Genomic DNA, 26,178 nt, shown 5'->3' with positions numbered 1-26,178 from the left:
CTTGCAAAGCAGGGGCGGCGTCAAACTCGTGTGAGACCGTGGTCTTGCGGGGCGCGCGCTGGCGTCCGGCAGGGCAATATCAGCCCTGACGCGCCTTGAAGCGGCGCTGCACCTTGTTGATCACATAGACCCGGCCCTTGCGGCGGACCAGGCGGTTGGCGCGATGGCGACCGCGCAGCGATTTCAGCGAGTTACGGACCTTCATGGCAGAATCCTGAACGTTCGAAAGGCCGTGTTCGGCACTACCGTTTCGGCACGCGCGAATGAGGCAAAATGAGATTTTCCCGCTGGCGGACCGACCGCCCGGGACGGGGCGGTTCTTAAGGCATGGGAGGACCGGATGTCAATGTTAACTGCCCCAATCCCACCCAGCACATTCTTGAAAACAACCCCACGCAAAGTAGAAGCGGCCGGATCGGCCCAATCTGGCTCGGACGACGCCTGTCCTACAACGCCTTATCCCACAACGCCTTGCCAAGTTCGTTATATCATATAATCAATTCGGCAACCCGTCGGGAGGAAACCCATGCCAAAGCTGAAGCTGCCGAATATCGACGACGTCGTCGCCATCGACATCCATACCCATGCCGAAGAGCCCTGCGGCACCCATCCCGACGACGGCTATGACGATTTTCAGGCGCAGATGGCGGACTATTTCAAGTCGCCGCACAAGCATCCGCCGACCGTGCCGGAGACCGCCGCCTACTATCGATCCAAGAACATCGCCGCGGTGATCTTCCCGGTCGACGCCGAGCGCGAGACCGGCTTCCGCCGCTACAAGAACGAGGAGATGCTGGAGATCGCCTCCGACCATCTCGACGTTCTCATCCCCTTCGTCTCGATCGACCCGCACAAGGGCAAGCTCGGGGTGCGCGAGGCGCGCAAGCTGATCGAGGAATACGGGGTGCGCGGCTTCAAATTCCACCCGACCATGCAGGGCTTCTACGCCAACGACCGCATGGCTTATCCGCTCTATGAAGAGATCAACAATGGCGGCGCGATCGCGCTGTTCCACACCGGCCAGACCGGCGTCGGCTCGGGCATGCCCGGCGGCATGGGCATGCGGCTGAAATATTCCAACCCGATGTACATGGACGACGTCGCGGCTGATTTTCCCGACCTCAAGATCATCCTCGCCCATCCCTCCTTCCCCTGGCAGGAAGAAGCACTGTCGGTCGCGACCCACAAGCCGAACGTCTACATCGACCTCTCGGGCTGGTCGCCGAAATATTTCCCGCCGATCCTGGTGCGCTACATCAACTCGATCCTGCAGGACAAGATGCTGTTCGGTTCGGACTGGCCGGTGATCACGCCGGACCGCTGGCTGTCGGATTTCGCCAAGATCGACATCCGCGACGAGATCCGGCCGAAGGTGTTGAAGGCCAACGCAAGGAAGCTGTTGGGGATCTAGAAAGCGCGTCGAGGGCTTCGATCCATTGACCGAAGCCCTCACACTTAGGTGCTCAATTCTCAGACTTGTGCGAGGCCTCCATCCACGAAGACCTCGCCGCCGGTCATGAAGCTGCTGTCTGAGGAGGCCAGGAACGCGGCCACCGCCCCCGTTTCGCTCGGGTCGCCCACACGCCCGAGCGGCGTCATGCTTCCAAGCGCGTCGAACGCTTCCTCGCCGACGATCTCCAGCGCCAGCTCCGTCTTGGTCGGCCCCGGTGACAGCACATTGACGCGGATGCCGGTGCCGCGCAGGTCCAGCGCCCAGCTGCGCGCCAGATTGCGGATCGCGGCTTTGGTCGCGCTGTAGACGCTGAACTGCGGCGTCCCCATCACGCCCGTGCTCGAGCCGGTCAGGATGATCGATGATCCCTGCTTCATTAGCGGCAGGGCCTTCTGCACCGTGAACACCAACCCTTTCACGTTGACGTCGAAGATCCGATCGTAATGCTCGGGCGTGATCTCGCCGAGCGGCGCAAACAATCCGGTCCCAGCATTGGCGAACAGGATGTCGAGCCCGCCGCGTTCGGCCTTCACCGCCGCGTATAACCTGTCGAGGTCGGACATGTCCGTCACCGAGCCCCTGACGGCGCGCGCCGAGGAACCCAGCTGCGCCACGGCTGCATCGAGCGGCTCCTGGCGCCGCCCGAAGAGATAGACGAACGCACCTTCGTCGATGAATCGCTTGGCGGCGCCAAGCCCGATCCCGGTTCCACCGCCCGTCACCACCGCCGTCTTGCCTTGTAGTCTGCTCATGATGTGCTCCTTCACTAGGGTTGCACTGAGCTGGCGGCCTACCCACCTATCGACAAGTATGCACCTTTTGGTAAGTGCCCAAAAATGTCAGACACGATCTCTCCGCCTGCGCAGGCTTCGCCACCTGTCCCAAGCTGCACGCCGACTTTGCCCGGCTTCACGTGTGGCCTCGACGCGACCCTGCGGGTCGTCGCCGGCAAGTGGAAGCCGCTGATCCTGTACTTCCTCGCCCAGGGCGGGCCGACCCGCTATGGCGACCTGCGGCGAGCCGTGCGCGACGTCAGCGACAAGATGCTGATCCAGCAACTCAAGGAGCTGGAGGCCGATGGTCTTGTGAAGCGGACCGACTACAAGGAAGTGCCTCCGCGGGTCGACTACAGCCTCACCTCTTTGGGCCACAGCCTGGCTCAGGCCCTCGTGCCGCTGTGCTCGTGGGGCACGGAGCACATGGCGGAGGTCAGCCGCGTCTTCGCCGAGCGCGACGCCTGGAATACCAAGAGGCGGTAAATCTGATGACCACGTTGTGCGATCAATTCACGCTTGCCAGATAGCCCGCCAAAATTGTCCGGCTTTCGCTGAGCGTCTCGATACGTTCATCGATCAGCCCGACCTGCTGCGTGAGTATTTTTCGTAGCTCGTTGCACGGCGTGAAAGTTGGATCGTTGTTCCTTACGCAGGGGAGCAGCCGCTTGATGGTTTCGAGCGTCATTCCCGCGCCGCCGAGCATCTTGATCCGCCGAACGGTTTCCTCTTCGGCCAGGCCATAGTCGCGGTAACCGGAATCGGTCCGCAGCGGCGCAAGCAGTCCTTCGCCTTCATAGTAGCGCAGCATTCGGACGCTGACCCCCGTCCGCCGGGAGAGTTCGCCGATTCTCATCTGAAGCCTCTTGACCCTGACAGTACTGTCAGACCTTACAGACTTTGCTCGTCCAAGTGAATGCCACTTGTGAAGGGAGCAACGATGAAAGCCTACCATTTGAATGGCCATGCTGGTGCCGGCCGACTTGTGCAGGTCGACGTCAGCAAACCCGAACCCGCCAATGGCGAGGTCCGCATTCGGGTCGAAGCGGTAAGCCTGAATTACCGCGACCTCCTGATCCTCGACCGTGCAGGCCAAGGCGAGCTCAACGGCCGCGTACCGCTCTGCGACGGCGCTGGCGTCGTTGACGCCGTCGGCTCCGACGTCGTGCAATGGCAGGTGGGCGATCGTGTCGCCGCATCGTACTTTCGCGATTGGATCTCGGGGCCGTTCAAGGCGAGCTACATTGCCTCAGCGCTCGGCAGCAACGCCCTTGACGGAATGCTGGCTGAATATGTCGTGCTGCCGGCGACCGCGCTGGTCTCAGTGCCGGCGCATTTGTCCGCGGTGGAGGCTGCGACCCTGCCCTGCGCTGGCGTCACGGCTTTTCATGGCCTCGTCGCACGCGGCGGGATGGGCAAAGGCGATACGTTGCTGGTCCAGGGAACGGGTGGCGTCGCGCTGTTCGGCCTTCAATTCGCAGCGGCGCTGGGCGCGCGTGCGATCGTGATATCCTCCTCGAACGAAAAACTCGCCCGCGCCAAGGCGCTGGGCGGCTCGATCCTCATCAACTACCGCGACACGCCTGACTGGGATGTCGCCCTCATGAAGGCGACGAATGGCGCCGGCGCCAGTCACATCCTCGAACTCGGCGGTCCCGGCACCTATGACCGATCGCTGCGATCAGTCGCTTCGGGTGGCAAGATCGTTCAGATTGGAGTTTTGACAGGGTTCGGCCCCAAGCCCGACCTCGCGCGCCTTCAGTGGGAGAACGCCGACATCATCGGCGTCACCGTTGGATCGCTCGAACACTTTGCCGCGATGAATCGCTTCCTGACCGAACATGCTATCCACCCGATTGTCGATCGGATCTATGGTTTCGACGAGGTCGCCGAAGCATATGCGCACCTGCGGACCGGCTCACATTTCGGCAAGATCGTGATCAGATTCTAGAAACCAGGCGTCCAAGTCGCGTTTCCGTCTTGGATCGATACCGCGGCGCCTTGTATAGTCCGTGGACCGCAACGATCCCGGAGGACGGGTCAATTGAGCCTCAAAGCCGTTGTCTTCGATGCCTACGGAACGCTCTACGACATCCAGTCGGTCGCGGAGACCACCGAGGATGCGTTTCCGGGCTACGGTGAGATCATCACGCAGATCTGGCGGATCAAGCAGCTCGAATACACCTGGTTGCGCTCGCTGATGCGGCGCTACCAGGACTTTGCAGCCATCACGCGCGACTCGCTTGCCTATACGCTGCGCGTGCTCGGGCTCGCTTACGAGAACGAGGCATTCGAGCGCGTGATCGAGAAATATCTGCATCTCGATCTCTATCCGGATGCGACGGCAGCGCTCACGGCTCTGAAACCGCGAAAACTCGCCATCCTCTCGAACGGCAGTCCGGACATGCTGAATGCGCTGGTGCGCAACTCCGGCCTCGACGCCCTGCTCGACGCCACGATCAGCGTCGACGCGAAGAAGATCTTCAAGCCTAGCCCGGAAGCTTACATGCTGATCGGCGAGGTGCTCGGCACCGCGCCGGACGAGGTGCTGTTCGTCTCCTCCAATCCCTGGGATGTCGCGGGCGCGAAAGCGTTCGGACTGAACGTTGCCTGGATCGAACGGGTGACGCCGGAAGCGATGGCGCTGGCTTGCGTCGAGAACGAACTCGTGGCACCGCTGACGATGTTCAAGGCGATCCGCACCCAGATGGACGAGCTCGGCTTTGCGCCGGATCATCGTGTCCGGACGCTCTCGGAGCTGCCAAGGATTGCTTAGGCATCGCCGCCCGCCCGTAGGTCTGGAATGAGCTGACTGGAATGAGCCTGGAATCCGTTCGCAATTTCTTCGCCGAAAAAGCCCCCGACATCACCGTTATCGAATCCCAGATCAGCTCCGCGACAGTGCCGCTGGCCGCGGAAGCCTATGGTGTCGAGCCCGGGATGATCGCCAAGACGCTGTCGTTGCGGATCGGCGAGCGCCTGATCCTGATCGTTGCAGCCGGCACTTCGCGCATGGACAACAAGAAGGTGAAGGCGGCGTTTGGCGGCAAGCCGAAGATGCTGGGACTTGAAGAGGTCGCGGAGGTCACCGGCCACGAGGTCGGCGGCGTCTGCCCGTTCGGACTGAAGTCGCCGCTGCCGGTCTATTGCGACGTCTCGCTGAAGGCGTTCGACGTGGTGGTGCCGGCCGCCGGCTCGACGCATAGCGCGGTGCGCATCACGCCCTCCCGGATGGCCGAGCTGACCGGGGCGGAATGGGTCGATGTCTGCGAGGTCAGGTCCGAAGCGCGCTAATCATCCTCGTCGTAAGGCCGGGGCTGGGTCGCCGGAGGCGCATTGTTATAACGTGGCGCCGGCGCGGCGCGATTGCCCGGAACCTGCTGCTGCGGCGGCATCTGGTTGTTGGACTGGAACACGGCGCGACAACCGCTGGAGAGCTGTGGCGTGTTCTGCCGCAAGCAGGCCGTAATGCGGCTCACATCAGGGATCTGGTCGCTGCACAGCCGCCACACATCCGGCGTGCAGGCCATCTGCTGCTCCATAGTTCCACGATACTCTTCAGCCGATGCAGCGCCCTGCGCGACGATGCCGCCGATCGCAAGCGCCACACCCAGCGCAATCCGCTCTGTTCGCATGTCCGATTCCTTCACGAGTCTCTCGAATTCTGTTCAATCAATGAGACGCGGAGAGGTTCTGGACCAACAAAAAAATGTGAAAACGAGCTAGGAACCTATTCGACCTTGCCGATCTTCTTCACCGCCGTAATCAGCCGCGCGCTGTCGACCGCCACGAACTCGGCGAACGCCGGTGCGTCCTGATAGGCGACGAGACTGCCCGACGTTTCGAAGGCCTTGAGCACGTCCGGGCTCGTCATCACCTGCGCCATCGCCTCGCGCAGCCGAGTCACGATCGGCGCAGGAAGAGCATTCTGTGCAAAGAGCCCGGCCCAGATGTACATCTCGACGTCCTTATAGCCGAGCTCCTGGAACGTCGGCACATCGGGGAAGCTCGCGATGCGCCGCGCACCGCTATTGCCGAGCACCCGCAGCTTGCCGTCGTCAACCTGCGGCTTCAGCGTGCCGGGAGCTGCTGCAATCGCCTGCACAGTGCCGCCGAGCAGCGCGGTCAGTGCGGGACCTGCGCCGCGAAACGGCACATGCAGCAGCTTGATGCCGGCGCTGTTTGCGAACATCTCCATCGCCACATGCAGCGTGCCGTAAGGCCCCGACGAACCATAGGTGATCTGGCCCGGCCGCTTCCTGGCGTCCTCGACGAAATCCTGCGCCGTCTTCCACGGCGCCGAGGCCGGCACCGCGAGCAGCGTGGGATCGGCCAGCACCCGTGCGATGGGCATGAACTGCGAGACCTCGTAGGCGACCGGACGATCGAACAGCCGGTCGGCCTCGGGCAGCACCGCGAGCGAGGACAGCGTCATCAGCAACGTGTAGCCGTCGGGCTCGGCGCGCGCCGCCGCGGCATTGCCGACGGATCCACCGCCACCGCCGGCGCGGTTGTCGACGATGACCGCCTTGCCGAGGATTCGCTCCAGCGCCTGTGCGACGGGGCGGGCCGCAAGATCCGCCTGGCCGCCGGCCGGAAACGGCACGATCATGGTGATGTTGCGAGCGGGATAGGCTTGCGCGAAAGCCGCGCTCGACAACGCAGGCAACAACGGCAATGCGGCAGCGGCGCGCAGGACATCGCGTCGATCCATGGCAGATTTCCCCCCGTTTTCTTGTTTCGTTGCCAGCCTAGCGTGACTGTCCGCAAGAACAAGCCGCGCGGCGGGATTAACGAAGCATTATCCATGTTCCGCCCGGTCAGGAACGCCCCAAGGACTCTACCGTTGCCTCCCAGGGAGTGGAGCGATGAATAAACTTCAGACCATTGACGTGGCGTTGGACGAGATGCTGGTGAATCTCGCCGCGATCGTCTTGCGGCTTTCAAAGCCCGACGTGACGCGAACGCCGGAAGCGCGACGCGCCTTGGCGCAATCCGTGCATCAATACGCAGTGTGCGCGAAGCGCTCGCGCGACCCACGTGTTCATGATTTGAAATCGCAGCTGGAAGAGACGTTGAAGCCGAGCTTGCGAATTGTCGTGCGTAATGGTGAGAAGGTGTCTTAGTCCAACCCCGTCATTGCGAGCGAAGCGAAGCAATCCAGAATACCTCCGCGGAGACATTCTGGATTGCTTCGTCGCTTCGCTCCTCGCAATGACGGAGGTCGCTGAAGCCGCTCGTTCTACGATGACTTTGCTACGACGGCTTTGCCTTTCCGCGCACCCGCCGCTTGCACGTACCCGGCAGCTTCGCTGCGAGAAAATCGCCGAGCGCCTCGACGCGTGCGGGGCGCGGGCCGCCGGGTGGCGTCACCAGATGCACGGCACCTTCGGCCTGCTTCCAGTCCTTCAGGATCACCTCGACGTCGCCGGAGGAGATGGCGTCACCGACGATGAATTCCGGAAGGTCTGCGATGCCGAGACCGGCGATCAGAGCCGGCATCACCGCTTCGCCGTTGTTGACGCGGAGCTGTCCGCCTGGGCGTACACTCGCCTGCTCGCCGGCCGCGTTGGTGTAGTGCCAGACGTTCGGCGTGGAGAGATAGGTATAGCTGAAGCATTTGTGCGCGGCCAGATGCATCGGATGCGTCGGCCGTCCCTCGCGCTTCAGATAGGACGGCGCAGCTACCGTAAAGCGCGGCATCGTGAAGAGCCGCCTCGCAATCAACGAGGAGTCCGGCAGCCGTGCGATCCGCACCGCCATGTCAAAACCCTCGCCGATCAAGTCGATGGTCGCATCGCTCAAGTGCAGATCGACCGAGACCTCTGGATAAGCCTCGAAGAACTCCGGGAGCAACGGCGCCACCGCCTTGATCCCGAACGACATGGGCACGGCGAGCCGCACTAGGCCCCGGGGCGCTACCGACTGCGCCAGCGCCTCGTTCTCCGCCGCCTCGCCGTCGGACAGCAGGCGCGTCGCACGCTCGGCGAGCTTATGCCCGGCATCGGTCAGCGCGAGCCGGCGTGAGGTGCGGTTGAACAGTCGGGCGCCGAGCCGCTCTTCGAGGCGCGTGACCGCCTTGGACACCGTCGCCTTGGACATCGCGAGTTCGCCCGCGGCCCCCGCAAACGACCGTAGTTCCACGACTTTTGCGAAAATCGCGAGTGCCTCGAAATCGGGAAGTTTGGCCATGAAAGCATATCCAATTGGGCTGTTTAAGGAAACAATATGTTTCAACAGTTTCTATTTCTATACCACAGGCCGAGGCTTATCCAAGGGTCATCAGAAATTCAGGACCGGAGAAATCCAATGACCAAGAAGCTCTCAGGCAAGGTTGCCCTCGTCACCGGCGGCTCGCGCGGTATCGGCGCGGCCTCTGCGCGCGCACTCGCCGATCAAGGTGCTGATGTCGCCATCAGCTACGTCGCCTCTCCCGAAAAGGCGGAAGCAGTCGTCACCGAGTTGAAGGCCCGGGGCGTCAAGGCCCGCGCCTTCAAGGCCGACCAGGCCTCGGCCAAGGACGTGACGCAGCTCGTCAACGACGTCGCGAAGGAGTTTGGCCATCTCGACATCTTGGTCAACAATGCCGGCGTCGCGAGCGGCGGCGCGATCGACGACGCCAATGCCGACACCGAGGCGTTCGCCCGACAGGACGCCGTCAACGTGCATGGTGTGATCGCGGCGATCCGCGCCGCTTCGCAATTGATGGGCGAAGGCGGCCGCATCGTCACCGTCGGTTCGATGCTTGCCGACCGCGCCTCGTTCCCGGGCCTTGCGGACTACGTCGCCACCAAGGCCGCCGTGGTCGGTTACACCAAGGGCGCCGCACGCGATCTCGGCCCGCGCGGCATCACCGTGAACGTGGTGCAACCCGGCTCGATCGACACCGACATGAATCCGAAGGACGGCGGCGAGTTCGCCGAGACCCAGCGCAAGCAGCACGCGCTGCAGCGCTTCGGCCGCCCCGAGGAAGTCGCGGCCGGAATCGTCTTCCTCGCAAGCCCGGAAGCCTCCTTCGTCACCGGCACGGTGCTCAACGTCGACGGCGGTTTTGGCGCCTAGGCGCCACCGTCCCAACATTAGGAATCACGCAGATGATCGAACTCAGACCCTTCGCAAAGCTCGGCGGCGCCGATCACGGCTGGCTCAACGCCAAGCATCATTTCTCCTTCGCAAGCCATTATGACCCTGACAACATGGGTCACGGCGCCTTGCGGGTGTGGAACGACGACGAGATCGCGCCGAACACCGGCTTCCCTGCCCATCCCCACGCCAACATGGAAATCATCACCTATGTGCGCGAGGGTGCGATTACCCATCAGGACAGCCTCGGCAACGAGGGACGCACCGAAGCGGGCGACGTGCAGGTGATGAGCGCCGGCAGCGGCATCCGCCACTCCGAATACAATCTCGAGCCGACCAGGACACGTATCTTCCAGATCTGGATCGAGCCGACCGCGCGCGGGGGGCAGCCGACCTGGGGCTCGAAGCCGTTTCCGAAAGGAGACCGCTCGGGCAAGCTCGTCACCATCGCGAGCGGCTTCGAGAATGACACGGACGCGCTGCCGATCCGCGCCGATGCGCGGGTGCTCGCCACCACATTAAAGGCGGGCGAGAGCGCGGAGTACGCGCCGCACAAGTCGCGGCACCTTTATCTCGTGCCCGCGGCGGGGTCGGTCGAGATCAACGGCGTGCGCGTCAACGCCCGCGACGGCGCCGCGATCCGCGACGAGGACAGGCTGATGATCACGGCACTGGAAGATTCCGAGATCGTGCTCGTCGACGCGGCCTGACGGCTCTCTCCGTCATGGCCGGGCTTGTCCCTGCATGACGACACCAACAATCAATCCATCAAATCTGCATTCAACGGAGACCATCATGACCAAAGTTCTCGTCCTTTACTATTCCGCCTATGGCCACATCGAAGCGATGGCCAATGCCGTTGCCGAAGGCGCGCGCGAAGCGGGTGCCACCGTCGACATCAAGCGCGTGCCCGAGCTGGTGCCGGCCGAGGTCGCCAAGGCGTCCTATTACAAGCTCGACCAGGCTGCCCCCGTCGCCAAGATCGACGACCTCGCAAACTACGATGCGATCATCGTCGGCACCGGCACCCGCTTCGGCCGAATGGCCTCGCAGATGGCGAACTTCCTCGACCAGGCCGGTGGGCTCTGGGCCAAGGGCGCGCTGCACGGCAAGGTCGGCGGTGCCTTCACGGCGACCGCGACCCAGCATGGCGGCCAGGAGACGACGCTGTTCTCGATCATCACCAACCTCTTGCATTTCGGTATGACCGTGGTCGGCCTGAACTACGGCTTCGCTGGCCAGATGAAGCTCGATGAAGTCACCGGCGGTTCGCCGTATGGCGCCACCACGATCACCAGTGGCGACGGCAGCCGCCAGCCCAGCGCCAACGAGCTCGCCGGCGCACGCTATCAGGGCCGGCAGATCGCGGAGACCGCCAGAAAACTCCATGGCTGAGCTACACGGCTGGTGCGAGGGGAGCGCCCGTCAGCGCATCCCCTTGCCAATCGCCTGCGCCGCAAAGGCGGCGAGCCTGGGGTGACGGCGCAGGCCCTGCGCGGCGTGGTCACGCCATGCGAAGGGCATGCCGCGCCAGGACAGCGCGACGCTGACATCGGTCAGCGGTACCGGCTTGGCGCCGAAGCGGCGCTTGTAGCCCTGGTTGCCGATGCTGAGGTCGAAACGGCGCACACCCTGCGCATGCAACGCCGCCATGGTGCGCTCGGTCACGAGCAGCCCCGGCGAGCAGCTCGACCAGGAATCGCCGGCGTGGCTGATGCGCAGGAGAAAATAGGTCGCACCAAACCTGACGCCGAGCGTGGTGGCGACGACGGCCTCGTCGCACACCAGCGCCGAAATGACGGCGTAACCGTCCGCGACGCCTTGGCGGGCGACCTCGCGATAGAACTGCGCATGGGTTTCGTCGTTGAGGACGAAGCGCGAGCCGAGCTTTCGCATGCGCGCCTGCTGCTGGGCATCCATCACGTCCAGCAGCTCGCGCGCACGCGCGACATCAGTGGCGATCTCGAATCGCGCCCCGGCGTGACGGCTGAAGACGCGCCAGCAGCGCGGCATCTGCATGCGCTTGATCGAGGCCTGGTAATCTTCATAGTCGTCGCCGGTCAGCACGAGGTTGCCGTTGAGCGAGCAGGATCCGATCCGGCCGAGCGACACCAGTGGGTTCGGGTTGCCCCCGATATGGGCCGGCATCTTCCTCAGGCGCAGCAGGTCGAAGCGGTCCGGCAATGCGCGCAATGCGTCGATCAGCGCCTTCCCGATCGCATCCGTCGCCGCCGCGTCCAACGCGGCATCGAGCGCCAGGATCGGCGCGTTGTTGTCGGAGACTCCAAAATCGGCGAATTCGACGATGCGGATGCCGCGCCTGAGGTGGCTGATCATCGGCACCATTGCGATGTCCCTGCCGGTCGTGGCATCGGAGATCAATGCAATCAGCGGCGAGCCATCGCGGAACGCCTCGTACCAGGCGCCGAGCCAGTATCCATGCTGAAATGCAGTGCGATGGCCTGCGTTTAGGCGCGATGCGGCCTGCCGCCAGTCACGCACCAAATCGACGGCGATTCCCGACGTGCTGAACACAAGACCATCTGGTTGCTCGACGCTGAGGATCGTCATCCGCGGGACATACGGTTACTGGGTGTTTCCAGATAGATTGTGTTTTGTCGCAGCCACAAGTGACCTCATTGCTTATCGTTAAGCCGAAGCCACTGCAGCCGCACCGGCTGCGACAAGTCGTCGGGGTCCGGTTCCACTTCCGCGACGCATTGGAACCTGGCCAGGAAGTGCAGGCCGGCCACGGCGACGGCGAGCATGAACCAGATCGGATTCTGCCGTTCGAGCAGGAAGGTCTCGGTGGCCCCGTAGTACAGGCCGAACAGCCACACGGTCAGGAACAGCTTGGCCAACGCACCGCTGCGATTGTGAGTTCGGGCCGACTGGAAATTGCCGAGCGGCGCGAGCACGAAGATGAGGATCACCAGCAACAGCCCCGGCAGGCCGATGGTGACCGCGAGGTCGAGATAGCTGTTGTGGCTGTGCGCCGCGCTCGTCGCCCATTCGGCGCCCTGGGCGGTCTGCCGCGCGGTCACGTCGTCCCAAAACGCGGCATAGCCGTGACCGATGATCGGCTTCTCGGCCACGGCTGCGAGCGCGAACTCCCAGATGGCGGAACGGCCGGTGAAGGTGGGATCGAGCGGAAGCAGCCGCGTCATTGCCCCGAGCGCCGGACTCACGACGCTGCCGACCGTCAACAGGTTCATCACGATCAGCGGCACGAAGCAGATGATCCGCTTCAGCCACAGGCTTGGTGTGACGCAGACCAGCGAGGCGAGCGCGTAGATCGCAAGGCATAGCACTGAGGAGGTCTTGCCGCCGGTGAAGATCAGGAAGATTCCGGCCAGCGCGGCGATGGCCGGACCCATCACGAACGAGCCGACGGCGGACAGATAGATGCCGACATAGACCAGGATGGTCATCACCGGCGAGGCGATGTTCTTGTGGCCGAAGCTGCCGCGCCAGTCGCCGGCCAACTGCGACTCGGTGACGTCGAGTGCGGTGTGGATCGAGTATTGCGGCGCCATGAAGACGCCGAGATAGCAGAGTGCGAGCAATACGAGCGCGGCGCCTCCTAGGCACAGGTTAAAGCTGCGCTGCGTCGGCGGCAGCAACGGCAACAACACCGCAAGCGACATCACGCTGGCTGCGAGCACGAAGCGCTGCATCGAAACTCCGCGGTTCTCGGAGAAGACGATGTTGATCAACAGCCAGCCGATCAGGCAGAGATGCAGTGGCGTCACCAGCGTCTTCAGCGCGGGCGCATCCGCCGCGGCGACGAACAGCACCGCGATCGCGGCCAGCAGGCCCCAGGAGACATAAGTGAGCGCCATCCGTCCGCCGACGACGGTGGTGACATCCTCGTTGCGCAGGTCAGGAAATGGATCGAGCGTCACCAGCACGAGGAGCAGGGCTGCGACTGCGACGAGGCAGCGCGCCGCTCGCACGGCGTTGACCCCCGCAAGCCCATCGCGCAGGACGCCGCCGAACGATCGGGCCTCGACGTCGGTCATGTCAATGGCGCTGCGATCCATGGCTCGAGGCTGGTGATGAAGCCGGAGGGAAGCTCAAAGTCTTAGCCGATCCCTGTTAAGCATCCGTCAACCAGTCCAGCGGAGCTCTGCGGCACCGCCTCCTGCCGCACGATGCTTCGCGCGATCTCGTAATATTGCAGCGCGCGCTGTTCCAGCGTGAGATTGTCGAGCACGAAGCCGCGCGGATCGAAGGTTTCGGCGGCGCACCCGGCCCAGAACTCGTCCCAGCCCGCCTCGAACCCGGCGATGTCGACGAACTTGGCGCCGCAGCGATCGTCCCAGTACGGCACCGACGACACCGGCGCGAACTGGACGCGATGCGGATAATAATCGGGGTCCCGCCAGGGGCCGCCGGGATCCCAGGCGAGCACCGGCACGCCGCAAGACAAGGCCTGCTGATAGGCGATGCCCTGGCTCTCGTTCTGGCACAGGAAGATCATCGCACGCGATTGCGCGAGCGCAGCCCGATAGTCCTCCTCCTTGTAGCTGCCGTAACGCAGCTCGATGAACGAGCGGCCTTCCTTCGTGAGCCGGGCGCGGAGGGGTTCGATCAGCTCCGGTGCGTAGCGCTCGCGATCCCAGTGCACCTTGTCGTAGATCAGGAGGTCGACGCTCTTTTGCGACGTCGGCGACGGTGCCCAGAGATCCGTGTCGATGCCGATCGGCCAGGCCTCCGTGTCGGGCCAATGCGGCCGATACATGTCGGCGTACCAGGGGCCCGGCACCACGACTTTCTTGACCGGCAGGCGCTTGAACAGGTCAGGATCGTCGAGCGGATGATTATGGGCGGCGACGCCGAGCAGGATCGGATTTTTCCAGGCAAATTTGTCGAGCAGGAAGGTGCGGCCGATGATGCAGGCGAGTTCGCCCGGATGCCGCGCGATGTAGCTGTAGTCGTTGACGCGATAGCGGATGCCAAGTCGATCGAGCCCCGCACAGAGATTGAGGAACACGCGGAGCTGCCCGCTCATGCGCGGCTCGCCGAGCAGCATGCGACGCGCCATGCGCCGCAGATGCCGGTCGCCGGGAAACCAGCGATCGTCCTTATCCTCGTAGAACAGGTTGAGGACCATGTCGTCGGGATCGTAGTCGAATGTCTTTGTGGGCACTGGGTCCATCCGCGGCAGCCAGGTTGCGCATTCTCGCATGGGACCGGCTGTCGCACTCTTCCAAATTTGCCACAGGCTTAATGCCGGCGGCTTAACGCTAATTGACGAAACCAACGCTGCGGTAGCCGTCGCGGCGACGTTTTTTTCCCAATGCGAGTATCATTCGCGACGGTCAGGGTTGCGATCGATCGCATTGCGAACGCGCAGATGCGCCCTGGTTAACAGACGGTTAAAGGCGAGTCGTATCTTGATCACCGCGGAAGAAATTCTCGAATTGCCCGCCGCATCGCGCGTCGTTCCGGCGGCGCGTCTCCCGCTGCAAGTCGGCTCAGCCACATCGGTGTCTGTCGTCATCCCGGCCAAGAATGTTGCGGCCTATGTCGGTGAAACCCTCGCCAGCGCACTGGCGCAAGCCGAGGTCACCGAAGTGATCGTCGTGGACGACGGCTCGACCGACGGCACCACCGCCATCGTCCGTGCCATTCGTGACCCGCGGCTGCGCCTGATGACCAACGGCGCGACGGGCGTATCGGCCGCGCGCAATCTCGGCGCGCAGCATGCGAACGGCCAATGGCTACTCTTCCTCGATGCCGACGATCGCCTGCGGCCCGGCGCGGTCGCGGCGCTGCTGGCGGCCGCGCGTGGCGCGCCGCGCGCGGTTCTCGTCTACGGCGACTACAACACGATCGACAGCGAGGGGCGGCAGATCGGCCGTCGGGATCTGCTGAAAGGGCGCCGCAAGCCGTCCGGCGACGTGCTGGCGCGGCTGGCGGCCGGCAACTTCATCGTCAATGGCGGCATTGCGCTCGCACGTGCAGAGGCCTTCCGCGCTATCGGCGGCTTCGACGTCTCGCTCAGATATTGCGAGGACTGGCACTGCTGGTGCCGCCTTGCCGCGATCGGCGAATTCGAATTTGCGCCGAACCTTCTGCTCGACTACCGCCTGCACACGGCCAACACCATGAACGCGGCGGTGCGGACGCCACAGGATTTCTTTCCGGCGATCGCGCGGGTGTTCGACGACGGGCTGATCATGGCGCGACTGCCCGCGGGCACGGCAGCCGGGCTGCGCCAGGCCGCCGAGGTTCATCTCGTCACGTATTCGGCGATGCAAGCGGTCCGCTTCGGCAGATATCGCCAAGCCCTCGCCTATCTCGGGATGGTCGGGCGCCGCTCGCTCAAATCGCTGCCGCGTTCCGCGGTCAGGGTCGCCCTCGCCTGCTTTGGTATTTAGCCCGCGACCTCGGCGTCAGGACGCGATCTTCGAGGCCTTATAGGGTTTCGGCTCGATGCCGAACGCGGCGAACAACGAGCCGAGCGCGACCATCACGGGATGCATCGCGACGACGGCCTTCGATGAGTTCAGCAGAGTGGCCGCGCGCACCAAAGACAGCGGCAACCTCCCGAGCACCTGCGCAAACACCCACACTCGCGCCGCCGTGCCCTGCGCGGCCTTGGACTGCACACGATAATTGATCGCGCCGATGCGCAGGCCTCGCTTCACGATCCAGCCGAAACCGGTGCGGCTTTGCGGCACCGTCTCGGTGATGACAGCCTCCGCCGTCCAGTGGAACGTCATGCCGGCATCGCGGCAGCGCACGAAGAAATCGCAGTCGCCGCCCCCGAGGAAGTTGAAGCGCGGATCGAAGGCGGGACGGGCGAACCTCTCGAACGCCGCACGCGTGATCAGGCAATTGCCGCAGCCATAGATCAGGGGCACCGCGCCGCTGTAATCATAGGCGGGACTGAAGACTGGGTGACGCGAAAGCCAGGGCATGCTGTCGTCCTCGAAGACCGGCAGCACCGGCCCGCCGACCACGTCGGCGCCGGTCGCCTCCGCGGTACGAACCATCAGATCGAGCCAATCGGGCGAAGCGATCTCGTCGTCGTCGATCATCAGGAACCGGGTCGCGGCGGGAAACAGCGCCAGCGCCGTCTCGAACGCGGCGTTGATCGCCTGGACGTTACCTTGCCGTTTCTCGACCAGGCAGATGCCCTGAAGCCTGCCATCGGCGAGATATTCCGCGGCCACCGGGGCGCTTTCGCGCCGTACCGTATCGTTCTCGACCATGACGACGGCGAAGGAGCGCGGGGTGCGCTGGTGGGCGAGCGAGTCCAGTGTCAACCGCAGATGCTGCGGGCGGCGGAAGCAGGGGATGCAGACGACGATTCCAACCGACAGGTCGATAATCCGGGAGCTGGCCGCGATCTCCCGGTTGGGATCGCGCACGGCATCCGAGATACGCGTGGCGGACAGGTCTGTCGGGATCAATGTCATGACGTTCTAGATGTCCGAGATAGATTGAAAAAGCCCTGCTTCGATCCCGGGGATCAGCGCCGTCCCGCGACGGCACATCGCCGCGGGACAGGCACGTCCCAAAATGAACGGCCGGTTGGAGCCTCGCGACGGCGGCACGCCGCCGATTTTCTGCCATCCATGCACTTAACTGCTTTCGGGTGTTTCTGCTGCGAAACCTTGCGCGCGTGATACTGCAATTCGCGGTCCACCGCGCCGATGGCGGCTGGCGCGGACGATGCCGTAGTTAACGCACATGCCCATTAACCCGATCGTAAGCACCGTGACGGGTGAAGCGTCGCGGCATCGGATTTGCTCTACGGCTACACGAGATTTTTCCTGTAAATTTAAGTCGAACAAGCGCGGTCAGAAAAAAATATGAACAAGCCAGCCACGATCGATTTCGCGACAGCCACGGCGGTCCAGATTCCCGCGGCCATCGCCCACACTCAGGCGCTGCACGATCTCGTCCCCGGTGAAGCCCGCGACAGTCTGCTCGCCGTCCACGACGTACTGCGCCGCGAACTGCCGCAGGGCCAGCTCGCCACCTATGAAGCCGGAGGCGGCTCGTGCAGCGTACTGCCACCGGAATTGCTGAGTCGAAGCAAGGTCACCGTCGTCGACATCGACGAGGACCAGGTTCGCAACAACAGCTACGCGGACGAAGCGATCCTCGGCGACGTCCAGACCTACCGCTTCGGACGCGAGACCTTCGATCTGGTGATCTGCTACAACGTGATCGAACATCTTCCCAACGTCGACGCCGCACTCCTGAATTTCCGCGATGCGCTCAAGCGCGGCGGGATGATCCTGATCGGCGCGCCAAATCCGCGCTCGTTGTCCGGGGTCGTCACCAAATACTCGCCGCACTGGTTCCACGTCTGGTTCTACCGGCACATTCGAGGCATCAAGGACGCCGGCTTGCCGGGCGAGCCGCCGTTCCCGACCTTCTTCCATCCCCTGGTGTCGCTGCCGAGGCTCGAAGTGTTCGCCGCCGCCAATGGCCTCGAGATGATCTACCGCCGTGAGGTCGAGAGCCCGCGCTATCCCGAGATGCGCCGGCGCAAGCCGCTGTTCGCAGCCCTGGTCGACGCCGGCGCCGCCGTGCTCAACGCCGTGCTCCCGCGCGGGACCGACGTCCGCCGCGGCGACTATCACGTCATCCTGCGGAAAAGCTGACGGCCATGGTGCGCGCGCGGCCGATCGCAAGACCAGCGAAGCCTCGCGGCCACGCCGCGCGCGGTAACGAACCGTTAAGCTCTGAAGGACCGCGCCATCGCACGCGTCACGGCGATGCGTCGAAGGGTGGCATGCGCTTAAACGCTTTGTTTGCCATTTCGGTGAATAGTCCCTCAATGAGTATGGTTAATTTTCCCTGTTGCGTTGAGTGGGCACCTATATCCGAGGTGCGTGGCGTAGAGCGAAGAGTACCCCCTCAGCACGCGGCACTTGGAATGAAAGCTGGGGATCATGCTTGACTATAACCAGCCGATAGACCCGGCCAGGCCGGAGGCCCCCCAGCAGCGGCTTCAGGCCGGCTTCAACGTGCTGGAGCTGGCCAATCTGCTCTGGCGGCGGAAGATCGCGATTGCCGTTGCCGCGCTGCTCGGTGCGACGCTTGCCGTCGTCGTGGGCAAGAGCCTGACGCCCCGCTACACCGCCACCGCCCAGCTCTATGTCGACCCGCGCGAGCTTCAGCTCGTCGATCGCGAGCTAACGCCCCGCGCGCAGGACGTATCCGGCATGTCGATGGTGGTCGAGAGCCAGGCGCGCCTGATCACCTCCAACAGCGTGCTGCTGCAGGTGATCCAGCAGGCTGATCTGGACAAGGATCCCGAGTTCGGCGGCGGAGCCGACGGCAAAGGCGTGATGTCGTCGCTGCTCGGCCTGCTCGGCCTTCAGCCCCACGCGCCCTCCGCCGCTGAGAAGAAGGAAGTGCAGCTCGCAGCCCTCGAGGCGCTGAACCGGCACATCACGATCCGCAAGACCGAGAAGAGCTTCATCGTCGACATCGAGGTCTGGTCGACCGATCCGGCGAAAGCGGCGATGCTCGCCAACACGCTGACCAGCGCCTACCTCGCGGAATCCCGCAACTCGCAGGCTTCGGCCGCGCGGCGCGCCACCAACGATCTCTCCGGCCGCCTGAAGGAGCTGCGCGAGCGGCTGCGCAGCGCCGAGACCGTGCTCGCGACCTACAAGGCTCAAAACAATTTCGTCGGTACCCAGGATGCGCTGATCAGCGACCAGCAGCTTTCCGCCAGCAACCAGCGGCTTTCCGCCGCCCGCGCCGCGACGATGGACGCGCAGGCGCGCCTCGACCAGATCGAGGCGAGCCGACGCACGACGGCAGATGCAGGCGCGAACTCCGAGGCGCTGCAATCGCCGACCATCGCGAACCTGCGCGCGCAATATGCCGACGCGCGCAAGAAATATGCGGAGCAGGCCGGCGAGCTCGGCCCGCGTCATCCGGCGCTGCGCCAGACCGAGAAGCAGGTAGAGGATCTCAAGCGCACCATCAACGAAGAAATCGACCGCTTCGCCCAGTCCGCCAAGAACGATTTGACGCGCGCCCGCGACTTCGAAGCCTCGCTCAGCCGGGCACTGGAGGCGCAGAAGCGGCAGAGCGTCCAGCTCAGTCAGGCCGCCGTGCGCTTGCGCGAGCTCGAACGCGAAGCCGATGCCAGCCGTGACGTCTATCAATCCTTCCTCAAGCGCTCGCGCGAGACCGAGGAACAGGAGACGCTGAACACCTCGGCGGCCCGAATCATCGGCGAAGCGACGGTGCCGCAGCGGCGCTCGTTTCCGCCGGCGATGAGCCTGTTCGCCATGATCGGTTTCATCTTCGGCGCAATCGCTGCATCGAGCTGGTTCGTCGCCGCCGAACTGCTGTTCGCCAGTGCCTTCGCGCCGGCACCGGCGCCGGCCCGTCCCAATCGCACTCCGTTGCCGCAAGCTCCGCGAGCTCCAGCGCCTTCGCGGGCGCCAGAGACTGCCCGGGCCCAGCCGGTCCTGCGAACCCCGGAAGTCGCTGAAGCACTGCCGGAACTCGCCGCCCCGCCGCTGCAACCTTCGATGGTCGAGAAGCCCCTGATCGAAAAGCCGCTGATCGCGCGCCTCCAGGAGGCCGACGTCATCCACACGCTCGGCGCCATTCTCGCCACCGGCGGGGGCATCGACCTCACCCGGCTGGGCTGGCCGACGCTGCGCCCCGGCTTTCCACTGACGACGCTGCTCAACGCCTGGCGCGACATGCGCGCTACGGCGGCCCGGCGCGCCGGCGGCAAGACAATGCCTGTTATCGCGCTCGTCGGTGCCAGCGAGACCACCGGGCGCAGCGTGACCGCGCTGAATTTCGCGCTCGCGGCCGCGCGCGACGGCGCCCGGGTGCTGATGATCGATGCCGACCATCAGGCGCATTCGCTCTCGAACAAGGTCAACCGTCCCGGCAAGAGCGAGCCGAGCAAGGTCGGATGGCTTTCGATCGGCAGCAAGGCCGCGCGCGAGATCAAGACCCTCAACGGCATCTCGGTGTTGCCGGCCGCCGAACGCGACGCGGGCAAAGCCGCTGACGCCATCCGCAAGGCCATCGAGCAGGCGCGCTCCGCCGGCGGCTATGACCTCGTCGTCCTCGACGGCCCCGCGGCGCCACTCACGGCCGGCAGCTGTAAGCTGCTCGATGATGCCGACGCGCTGGTGGCGGTGCTGCCGACCAGCCTCGACATCAACGACGGCCTGGAAGAGATATTGAGCACGCTCGGCCGTGCCGAGCGCAAGCTCGTCGGCGTCGTGCTCGACGAACTCACCCCTATGGCCCAAGCTCGCCAACGAGGCAAACAGTATGCTTGAGCGCCGCATCAATCTCGATGGCCGGGCCGCAACCGCCGACGTGCCGCGGATCACCATCGGCGGCCTTCGCATGGCCGCGATCGACCTGGAAGCGACCGCAGATTTCATGATCGAGGCGACCGATCCGCGCCATCGCATCGGCCGTCCGCTGCACCTGACCTCGGCCAATGGCGAGGTGCTGGCGCGGTGCTCGACTGAACCGGAGACCGAGCGCCTGTTCCGAGGCGCGGACCTCATCAACGCCGATGGCCAGCCGCTGGTCGCGGCGTCCAGGCTGCAATCCTGGTTTCCGCTGCCCGAGCGCGTCGCCACGACGGACCTGTTTCACGTCGTCGCGCGCAAGGCTGAAGCGGTCGGCCGCACCTTCTATATGTTCGGCGCCAGCGAGGACGAGAACGCCGCCGCGGTCGAGAACGTCCGGAAGATGTATCCAAACCTCAAGATCGTCGGCCACAGCCACGGTTATCTCCGTGGCGATGCGCTGCGTGCTAAGGTCGACGAGATCAACGCGCTAGCGCCGGATTATCTCTGGGTTGCGCTGGGCGTGCCAAACGAGCAGGCGTTCGTCGAGGAATTCACTCCGCATCTCACCAATGTCGGCGTCATCAAGACATCCGGCGGCCTGTTCAACTTCTTGTCGGGCAGCCGATCGCGCGCGCCGCGATGGATGCAGAAGATCGGGCTGGAATGGGCCTGGCGCACCTTGCTCGAGCCCCGCCGCCTGTTCTGGCGCTATTTGACCACCAACCCTCGCGCGATCTATCTGCTGTTCAGCCGCAATCGGCCCCTCAATCGCTGAGTAGACAACGACATGACCGCCGACGGTTACCAGCCCCGCCTGCGCTATTTCAATGCCAGCGCCGCCGGTATTGCGCCTTGCGGGCCGGGCTCATAAGCGGCTAAAGAGACTGTCGCAGTCGGCGTCGGCAACTTTCCCGGCCGCCGCATGTTTTTCTATGGCCGCCGACACAAGCGGCGCAATGGGCTCAGCCGATAGCGCGAGCCAGCTTTTCACAGCGAAGGCCACGATCGAGTCCGCGCATCGGCCTGCTTTCAGGCGCGACCCAAGGGAGCACGGAACGAATGCATCAGGCCGCAAGCCTGCAATTCGAGCGCATGATGGACGAGCTCGTCCTCTGGCATGCCGTGCCGGAGGAGGAACGATCGCCGGCGCCGGCCTGGTGGTGGGGTCCGGCGATGGCAGTGTTCGACACGCATGAGCCGATGCGCCAGGCCTGGTGTCGCGAGCTCGGCCTTGGCGACGGCTCGAGCTTTGCCGAAGGAGCGCATGTCCTTATCACGCTCTTCGCCGAACAAACCTCGCTTCCCTGGCCGGATCATTTTCCACGCAAGGCAGAGATCAGGGAAGAGGACGTCCGCGAACTGCACCCGCAGCCATCAGACGACAGCGCTTTTCAAGCGTAGTGCCGCGGCCTCGGTGGCGACATGGTCCGGCTCCGGCTGGAGCGGCGGCGCGACGGGCAGCTCCATCGGCCGCAGCAGCTCGGCCATCTCCCGCGCCGGCAGCGGCTTGGAGATCAGGAAACCCTGCATCTCGTCGCAGCCATGGGCGCGCAGGAACGCCTCCTGTTCGGCGTTCTCGACGCCTTCCGCCACCACGGTCATGCCGAGTGCCTTGCCCATGCTGATGATCGCCTGCGCGATCGCCTGATCCTCCGCGTCCTGTGGCAAGTCGCGCACGAAGGAGCGGTCGATCTTGATGGTGTCGATCGGGAAATGCTTCATCAGCGACATCGACGAATAGCCCGTCCCGAAATCGTCGATCGCCAAGCGAATGCCGCGGCTCTGGATGGCGTCGAGCACCTTGAGCGCGCGCCCGACGTTGCGCATCATCATGCTCTCAGTGACCTCCAACTGGAGCAGCACGGGTGACATGCCGCTGGCGGCGAGCGCCTCATCGACGTCCTGCAACAGATGCTCGTCGACAAACTGTCGCGGTGACAGGTTGACCGCCATCGACACCGGCAACAGGCCGCGGCGCTGCCAGGCCATGGCCTGCGCGCAGGCCTCCTTCACCACCCAGCGGCCGATCGGCACGATCAATCCGGTCTCTTCCGCAAGCGGAATGAACTGCGCCGGCGAGATGCTGCCGAGATCGGGGTGCGTCCAGCGCAGCAGGGCTTCCACGCCCGTGATCTGGCCGGTCTCCATGTCCACCTTGGGCTGGTAGTTCAAAGTGAATTGATCGCGCTCCAGCGCCCGGCGCAGCGCGCTCTCCAGCGACAGCCGCTCGATCGACTGCGTCTTCACTTCTTTGGAGAAGAAGCGGTAGCCGTTCTTGCCGTCCTCCTTGGCGAGATACATCGCCATGTCGGCGTTCTTGGTCAGCGTCTGTGCGTCGGAGCCGTTGGTTGGATACATCGCGATGCCGATCGAGGCCGTGGTGTGGCACTCATGCCCCGCTAGCTCCATAGGTTCGGCAAGCGCCGTCAACAGCTCGTTCGCGATGCGCTGCACGTTATCGATCTCGCCACATTGATCGAGGATCACCACGAACTCGTCTCCGCCGAGCCGCGCCACCACGTCGCTTGCGCGCAGCGCACCACGCAGCCGGTTGGCCACTTCGAGCAGGAGCAGATCGCCGGCCTCGTGGCCCAGCGAATCGTTGATGACCTTGAAACGGTCGAGGTCGATGAACAGCACCGCAAAGCGGTGATCGTGGCGCTGCGCTTCGTCGATCGCCTCATGCAGCAGCGCGTTGAAGGTCTCGCGGTTCGGCAGGTCGGTCAGGCTGTCGTGCGAAGCGAGGTATTCGATCCGCTCGTCGGCCTCGTTTTTCTCGTCGGCCCGGTCGAAATTCTCCATCGCGAAGGAGACGTTGTCGGCGAGGCGCTGCAACAGCTCAACGAACTCGGCCGTGAAGGTGCCCGGCTCGGTGGACATGTAGATCATGACGCCGACGGCCTGATCGTGCGCGACGAGCGGAAAAGCCGCGCCCGACCGCGCGCCGTCGTTGCGGACAATGGCATGGAAGGCGCGAACGCGATCGTCGTTGAGATAGTCGTTGCTGATGCAGGGCTGGCGGGTGCGGAACGCCGTGCCGCTCATTCCGCGCCCCTCGGGACGGTCGGGGTCGATTGACAGGCGGACATTGCGCGTGGTGTCTGACGATGGTCCGGCGCTCGACACGATCTCCAGCTGGTCGCTGTCGGCCCTCGACAGTGCAATAGTGGTCGATGTGAATTTTGCGCCATTCGAGGCGGCAAGGCAGACGAGGTCGAACAGTTCGGCGCGCGACTTCGCCCGCATGATCGCTTCGTTGGTGGCGCTCAGAGACGCAAACATGCGCGTCAGGCGTTCCTTCTGCGCCTCGGTACGGGCCTTCTCCTCGGCACGATCGAAATTGTCGAGGGCGAAAGAGACGTTTTCAGCCAGGCGTCCGAGCAGTTCGACCAGATCGGGTGTGAACGTATTCTCTTCAGGTGCGAGGAAAAGCAGGATGCCAATCGGCTCCTGGCCGGCCCGCAGCAGTGGGAAGCTGGCAGCAGCACGGGTTCCATCCTCGATCGCCTTGGAATGCCAGTGCATCGATCGCGGATCGTTCTGATAGTCGTTAATGACACTGGCCCGGTGGGTCCGCAGCGACATCCCTATGATTCCCTGGCCCTCAGGATGGTCGGCGGAAACACTGCAGGTGCGTCCCACCATTCGTTCCTGAAGGCGTCCCTTCACGGCGACCACCCGGACGAGTTCACGTTTGTCGTCCATAATGCCGATTGTCGCAGAGGCGAACACGCCTCCGAGCACGGCGGCCTGACACGCGACCTCGAATAGCTCCTCGCGCGTCTTGGCGCGCATGATGGCTTCATTGGTCGCGCTCAGCGCCTCGAACATGCCACTCAGGCGGTCACGCTGCTTGTCGGCCCGCGCTTTTTCGTCGGCCCGATCGAAGTTCTCCAGCGCAAAGGCGACGTTCGCCTGGAGTTTGCGCAGCAGCTCGACGAACTCGTCCGTGAAAGTGCCGCGCTCGCGCGAGTTGAACAGGAATACCCCTTCGACCTTGTCGCCGTTGAACAGCGGCAGCGCGGTTGACGACGCAATGCCGTTGCGACGCGCGCTGGCGTGCCAAGGCTCGAGGCGCGCGTCTGCCAGGATGTCGTTGCTGATGCAGGCCTGCCGCGTCCGGAACGCAGTGCCGGTCAGCCCACGTCCCTCCGGCACCTTGTCGCTGACCGGCAATCTGAAGGTTCGTACCTCAGCGGCGTTCGGACCAAAAGATGCGACAACGCGAAGCAGTCCCGCGTCGCCGTCGAGCAACGCGATCGAGGTCGAGGCGAACTTCGCGCCCTGCGCCGTGGCTTCGCAAACCAGGTCAAACAGTTCGCTGCGGGATCTTGCCCGCAGAATGGCCTCGTTCGTCGCGCTTAGCGCCGCGTACATGCGCGCCAGCCGTTCCTCCTCCAGGGCGATCTGAGCCTTCTCCTTGTCGCGGTCAAAATTCTCGAGCGCAAAGCATACGGCTTCGGTCATGCGCAGCAACAGTGCGACGATGCCTTCGTCTTTCGCCCAGGCTTTGCTCACGAAGAAAAACAGCACGCCGATGCTGGTGCCACGCTTGATCAAGGGAGCAGCCACGCAGGCGACGGCTCCGGCATTGATGTTGGCCTGCTCCCAGGTGGTCCCCTTGGTACGATTGACGAGGTCGTCCTCGACGATCGCTTTCTGGGTCCGGAACACCTCACCGGAGATGCCCTGGCCGTAGGGACTCTCCGGATCGATCGAGTAGCGCGACTGTCTGATCAGATCCAGATTATGTCCGGTCGCTGCCACCGGCGTCAGCCATTCGGAATCCGGCTCGTGCAGCAGAACGAAAGTGCCAAGCGATTTGCCGCTATACACAGCGGCGTCGCAGACCCGCTGATATAAGTCCTGCTCAGTGCTGGCGTGCAGGATTGCTTCATTCGTCGCAGTGAGGGCGCCGAACATGCGGTTGAGCCGCCGCACTGCCCGCTCACCATCCAGGCGCGCTGTCTCGCGCGCGAAATTCTCCAGCGCATGTGAGATATTGCTCGACATCCGCTCGAACAGCGAGACCATCGCCTCGTCGAGCGTGCCGGCCCCCGAGCGCGTCACATACAACACCCCGATACTGCGACCGCCGCAGATCAGGGGAAGCGCCGCGGCTGCGCCGACGCCCGCCCCGGCCGCGCCCTCGCGCCACGCGAGCGAGCGAGGATCGTTCAGGTAATCGTTGCTGATGCAGATCCCCTGGCTACGAAAGGCTTCGCCGCCGACGCCCGATCCCTCCGGCGTGCCGGCCAGCGTGGTGATCTTGATCGCACGCAGCCGCGCAACATCGTCGCCGCAGCCGGCCGCAAACCGCAGCCGCGGGCCAACCGGCTCCGCCAGGAAGACGGCGACGGCCATGAAGTCCCCACTCGAAAAGCCGGCGTCGCAGACCTTCTGGTACAGCTCGTCCGGCGATTTCGCGTAAAGGATGGCTTCGTTGATGTCGCTCAACGCTGCAAGTGTGCGCGCGAGGGTCCCCTGCACGATCTCAACTCCCCGGCACTTCTGCCATTTTATCCCGGGTAGCTTATGAGGCGATCGCCTA

General features: G+C 64.1%; 25 protein-coding genes. 14 read left to right on the top strand and 11 right to left on the bottom strand.

From position 1 onward, the window contains the following. Window positions 1-79: 79 nt before the first annotated feature. Window positions 80-205 carry a type B 50S ribosomal protein L36 gene (ykgO, locus tag ABIC03_RS23405; protein WP_006611362.1) on the bottom strand — a complete coding sequence of 42 codons (126 nt, stop codon included), beginning with the start codon at window positions 203-205 and terminating at the stop codon, window positions 80-82. Between the two features lie 321 nt (window positions 206-526). Here ykgO and ABIC03_RS23400 point away from each other — a divergent pair, with 321 nt between their 5' ends. Beyond that, entirely contained in the window at window positions 527-1,411 is an 885-nt protein-coding gene (locus tag ABIC03_RS23400; protein WP_007596981.1) for a 4-hydroxyphenyl-beta-ketoacyl-CoA hydrolase, read from the top strand. Window positions 1,412-1,470: 59 nt separating this feature from the next. On the opposite strand, the gene ABIC03_RS23395 is transcribed toward ABIC03_RS23400, so the two are convergent. Next, window positions 1,471-2,205 (bottom strand): SDR family NAD(P)-dependent oxidoreductase, encoded by a 735-nt coding sequence (locus tag ABIC03_RS23395; protein ID WP_354061422.1) that lies wholly within the window; start codon window positions 2,203-2,205, stop codon window positions 1,471-1,473. A gap of 84 nt (window positions 2,206-2,289) precedes the next feature. On the opposite strand from ABIC03_RS23395, the gene ABIC03_RS23390 reads away from it, so the two are divergent. After that, window positions 2,290-2,712 (top strand): winged helix-turn-helix transcriptional regulator, encoded by a 423-nt coding sequence (locus ABIC03_RS23390; RefSeq protein WP_275171079.1) that lies wholly within the window; start codon window positions 2,290-2,292, stop codon window positions 2,710-2,712. Window positions 2,713-2,734: 22 nt separating this feature from the next. Here the strand turns inward: ABIC03_RS23390 and ABIC03_RS23385 are convergent, their stop codons facing one another. Further along, window positions 2,735-3,082, bottom strand: a complete 348-nt coding sequence (locus ABIC03_RS23385; protein WP_354061420.1) for a MerR family transcriptional regulator — start codon at window positions 3,080-3,082, stop codon at window positions 2,735-2,737. A gap of 84 nt (window positions 3,083-3,166) precedes the next feature. Between ABIC03_RS23385 and ABIC03_RS23380 the strand changes: the two genes are divergently transcribed. From ABIC03_RS23380 to ABIC03_RS23370, 3 genes are all read left to right on the top strand, one after another. Next, complete coding sequence (locus tag ABIC03_RS23380; protein ID WP_275171077.1) at window positions 3,167-4,177, top strand: zinc-dependent alcohol dehydrogenase family protein; 1,011 nt, start codon at window positions 3,167-3,169, stop codon at window positions 4,175-4,177. A gap of 93 nt (window positions 4,178-4,270) precedes the next feature. Further along, window positions 4,271-5,002: a haloacid dehalogenase type II gene (locus tag ABIC03_RS23375; protein WP_354061418.1), complete on the top strand. Its 732-nt coding sequence runs from the start codon at window positions 4,271-4,273 to the stop codon at window positions 5,000-5,002. Window positions 5,003-5,043: 41 nt separating this feature from the next. Beyond that, the gene (locus ABIC03_RS23370; protein WP_354061416.1) at window positions 5,044-5,520 is read left to right on the top strand and encodes a YbaK/EbsC family protein; all 477 of its coding nucleotides are present in this window, start codon (window positions 5,044-5,046) and stop codon (window positions 5,518-5,520) included. Here ABIC03_RS23370 and ABIC03_RS23365 read toward each other — a convergent pair. Both ABIC03_RS23365 and ABIC03_RS23360 read right to left on the bottom strand, forming a co-directional pair. Continuing rightward, entirely contained in the window at window positions 5,517-5,861 is a 345-nt protein-coding gene (locus tag ABIC03_RS23365) for a hypothetical protein (protein ID WP_354061414.1), read from the bottom strand. The two genes, ABIC03_RS23370 and ABIC03_RS23365, sit on opposite strands and share 4 nt — an antisense overlap. Window positions 5,862-5,956: 95 nt before the next feature. Next, the gene (locus ABIC03_RS23360; protein ID WP_275171074.1) at window positions 5,957-6,940 is read right to left on the bottom strand and encodes a tripartite tricarboxylate transporter substrate binding protein; all 984 of its coding nucleotides are present in this window, start codon (window positions 6,938-6,940) and stop codon (window positions 5,957-5,959) included. Window positions 6,941-7,094: 154 nt separating this feature from the next. Between ABIC03_RS23360 and ABIC03_RS23355 the strand changes: the two genes are divergently transcribed. Further along, on the top strand, window positions 7,095-7,352 hold the full coding sequence (locus ABIC03_RS23355) for a hypothetical protein (RefSeq protein ID WP_354061412.1): 258 nt from the start codon (window positions 7,095-7,097) through the stop codon (window positions 7,350-7,352). A gap of 130 nt (window positions 7,353-7,482) precedes the next feature. On the opposite strand, the gene ABIC03_RS23350 is transcribed toward ABIC03_RS23355, so the two are convergent. Then, entirely contained in the window at window positions 7,483-8,418 is a 936-nt protein-coding gene (locus tag ABIC03_RS23350; RefSeq protein ID WP_354061410.1) for a LysR family transcriptional regulator, read from the bottom strand. A gap of 117 nt (window positions 8,419-8,535) precedes the next feature. Between ABIC03_RS23350 and ABIC03_RS23345 the strand changes: the two genes are divergently transcribed. From ABIC03_RS23345 to wrbA, 3 genes are all read left to right on the top strand, one after another. Then, window positions 8,536-9,288, top strand: a complete 753-nt coding sequence (locus ABIC03_RS23345) for an SDR family NAD(P)-dependent oxidoreductase (protein ID WP_354061408.1) — start codon at window positions 8,536-8,538, stop codon at window positions 9,286-9,288. Between the two features lie 32 nt (window positions 9,289-9,320). Continuing rightward, window positions 9,321-10,019, top strand: a complete 699-nt coding sequence (locus tag ABIC03_RS23340) for a pirin family protein (protein WP_354061406.1) — start codon at window positions 9,321-9,323, stop codon at window positions 10,017-10,019. An 85-nt stretch (window positions 10,020-10,104) separates the two neighbouring features. Continuing rightward, the gene (wrbA, locus tag ABIC03_RS23335; protein WP_354061404.1) at window positions 10,105-10,704 is read left to right on the top strand and encodes an NAD(P)H:quinone oxidoreductase; all 600 of its coding nucleotides are present in this window, start codon (window positions 10,105-10,107) and stop codon (window positions 10,702-10,704) included. 30 nt (window positions 10,705-10,734) lie between these two features. On the opposite strand, the gene ABIC03_RS23330 is transcribed toward wrbA, so the two are convergent. From ABIC03_RS23330 to ABIC03_RS23320, 3 genes are all read right to left on the bottom strand, one after another. Beyond that, window positions 10,735-11,880: a GNAT family N-acetyltransferase gene (locus ABIC03_RS23330; RefSeq protein ID WP_354061402.1), complete on the bottom strand. Its 1,146-nt coding sequence runs from the start codon at window positions 11,878-11,880 to the stop codon at window positions 10,735-10,737. Window positions 11,881-11,945: 65 nt separating this feature from the next. Beyond that, a complete protein-coding gene (locus ABIC03_RS23325; protein WP_354061400.1) occupies window positions 11,946-13,352 on the bottom strand; it encodes an O-antigen ligase family protein in 1,407 nt (468 codons plus the stop codon). A gap of 41 nt (window positions 13,353-13,393) precedes the next feature. After that, on the bottom strand, window positions 13,394-14,461 hold the full coding sequence (locus ABIC03_RS23320; protein ID WP_354061398.1) for a glycosyltransferase: 1,068 nt from the start codon (window positions 14,459-14,461) through the stop codon (window positions 13,394-13,396). 247 nt (window positions 14,462-14,708) lie between these two features. Between ABIC03_RS23320 and ABIC03_RS23315 the strand changes: the two genes are divergently transcribed. Then, window positions 14,709-15,695 (top strand): glycosyltransferase, encoded by a 987-nt coding sequence (locus ABIC03_RS23315; RefSeq protein ID WP_354061396.1) that lies wholly within the window; start codon window positions 14,709-14,711, stop codon window positions 15,693-15,695. 15 nt (window positions 15,696-15,710) lie between these two features. Here ABIC03_RS23315 and ABIC03_RS23310 read toward each other — a convergent pair whose 3' ends face one another. Further along, on the bottom strand, window positions 15,711-16,739 hold the full coding sequence (locus ABIC03_RS23310) for a glycosyltransferase family 2 protein (RefSeq protein WP_354061394.1): 1,029 nt from the start codon (window positions 16,737-16,739) through the stop codon (window positions 15,711-15,713). Window positions 16,740-17,135: 396 nt separating this feature from the next. Between ABIC03_RS23310 and ABIC03_RS23305 the strand changes: the two genes are divergently transcribed. The 4 genes from ABIC03_RS23305 to ABIC03_RS23290 all read left to right on the top strand — a co-directional run bounded on the left by ABIC03_RS23305 (window position 17,136) and on the right by ABIC03_RS23290 (window position 22,028). Continuing rightward, window positions 17,136-17,936, top strand: a complete 801-nt coding sequence (locus ABIC03_RS23305) for a class I SAM-dependent methyltransferase (protein WP_354061392.1) — start codon at window positions 17,136-17,138, stop codon at window positions 17,934-17,936. Window positions 17,937-18,227: 291 nt separating this feature from the next. Further along, on the top strand, window positions 18,228-20,603 hold the full coding sequence (locus tag ABIC03_RS23300; RefSeq protein WP_354061390.1) for an exopolysaccharide transport family protein: 2,376 nt from the start codon (window positions 18,228-18,230) through the stop codon (window positions 20,601-20,603). Continuing rightward, window positions 20,596-21,402: a WecB/TagA/CpsF family glycosyltransferase gene (locus tag ABIC03_RS23295; protein ID WP_354061388.1), complete on the top strand. Its 807-nt coding sequence runs from the start codon at window positions 20,596-20,598 to the stop codon at window positions 21,400-21,402. Before ABIC03_RS23300 ends, ABIC03_RS23295 begins: the two co-directional genes overlap by 8 nt. 284 nt (window positions 21,403-21,686) lie before the next feature. Next, entirely contained in the window at window positions 21,687-22,028 is a 342-nt protein-coding gene (locus ABIC03_RS23290; protein ID WP_354061386.1) for a hypothetical protein, read from the top strand. On the opposite strand, the gene ABIC03_RS23285 is transcribed toward ABIC03_RS23290, so the two are convergent. Continuing rightward, on the bottom strand, window positions 22,002-26,117 hold the full coding sequence (locus tag ABIC03_RS23285; RefSeq protein ID WP_354061383.1) for a GAF domain-containing protein: 4,116 nt from the start codon (window positions 26,115-26,117) through the stop codon (window positions 22,002-22,004). The genes ABIC03_RS23290 and ABIC03_RS23285 overlap by 27 nt on opposite strands. Between the last annotated feature and the right edge of the window lie 61 nt (window positions 26,118-26,178).

Source organism: Bradyrhizobium sp. RT6a, from assembly GCF_040547675.1.
Taxonomy (GTDB): Bacteria; Pseudomonadota; Alphaproteobacteria; order Rhizobiales; family Xanthobacteraceae; genus Bradyrhizobium.
This window is presented reverse-complemented; position numbering and strand designations above follow the sequence as displayed.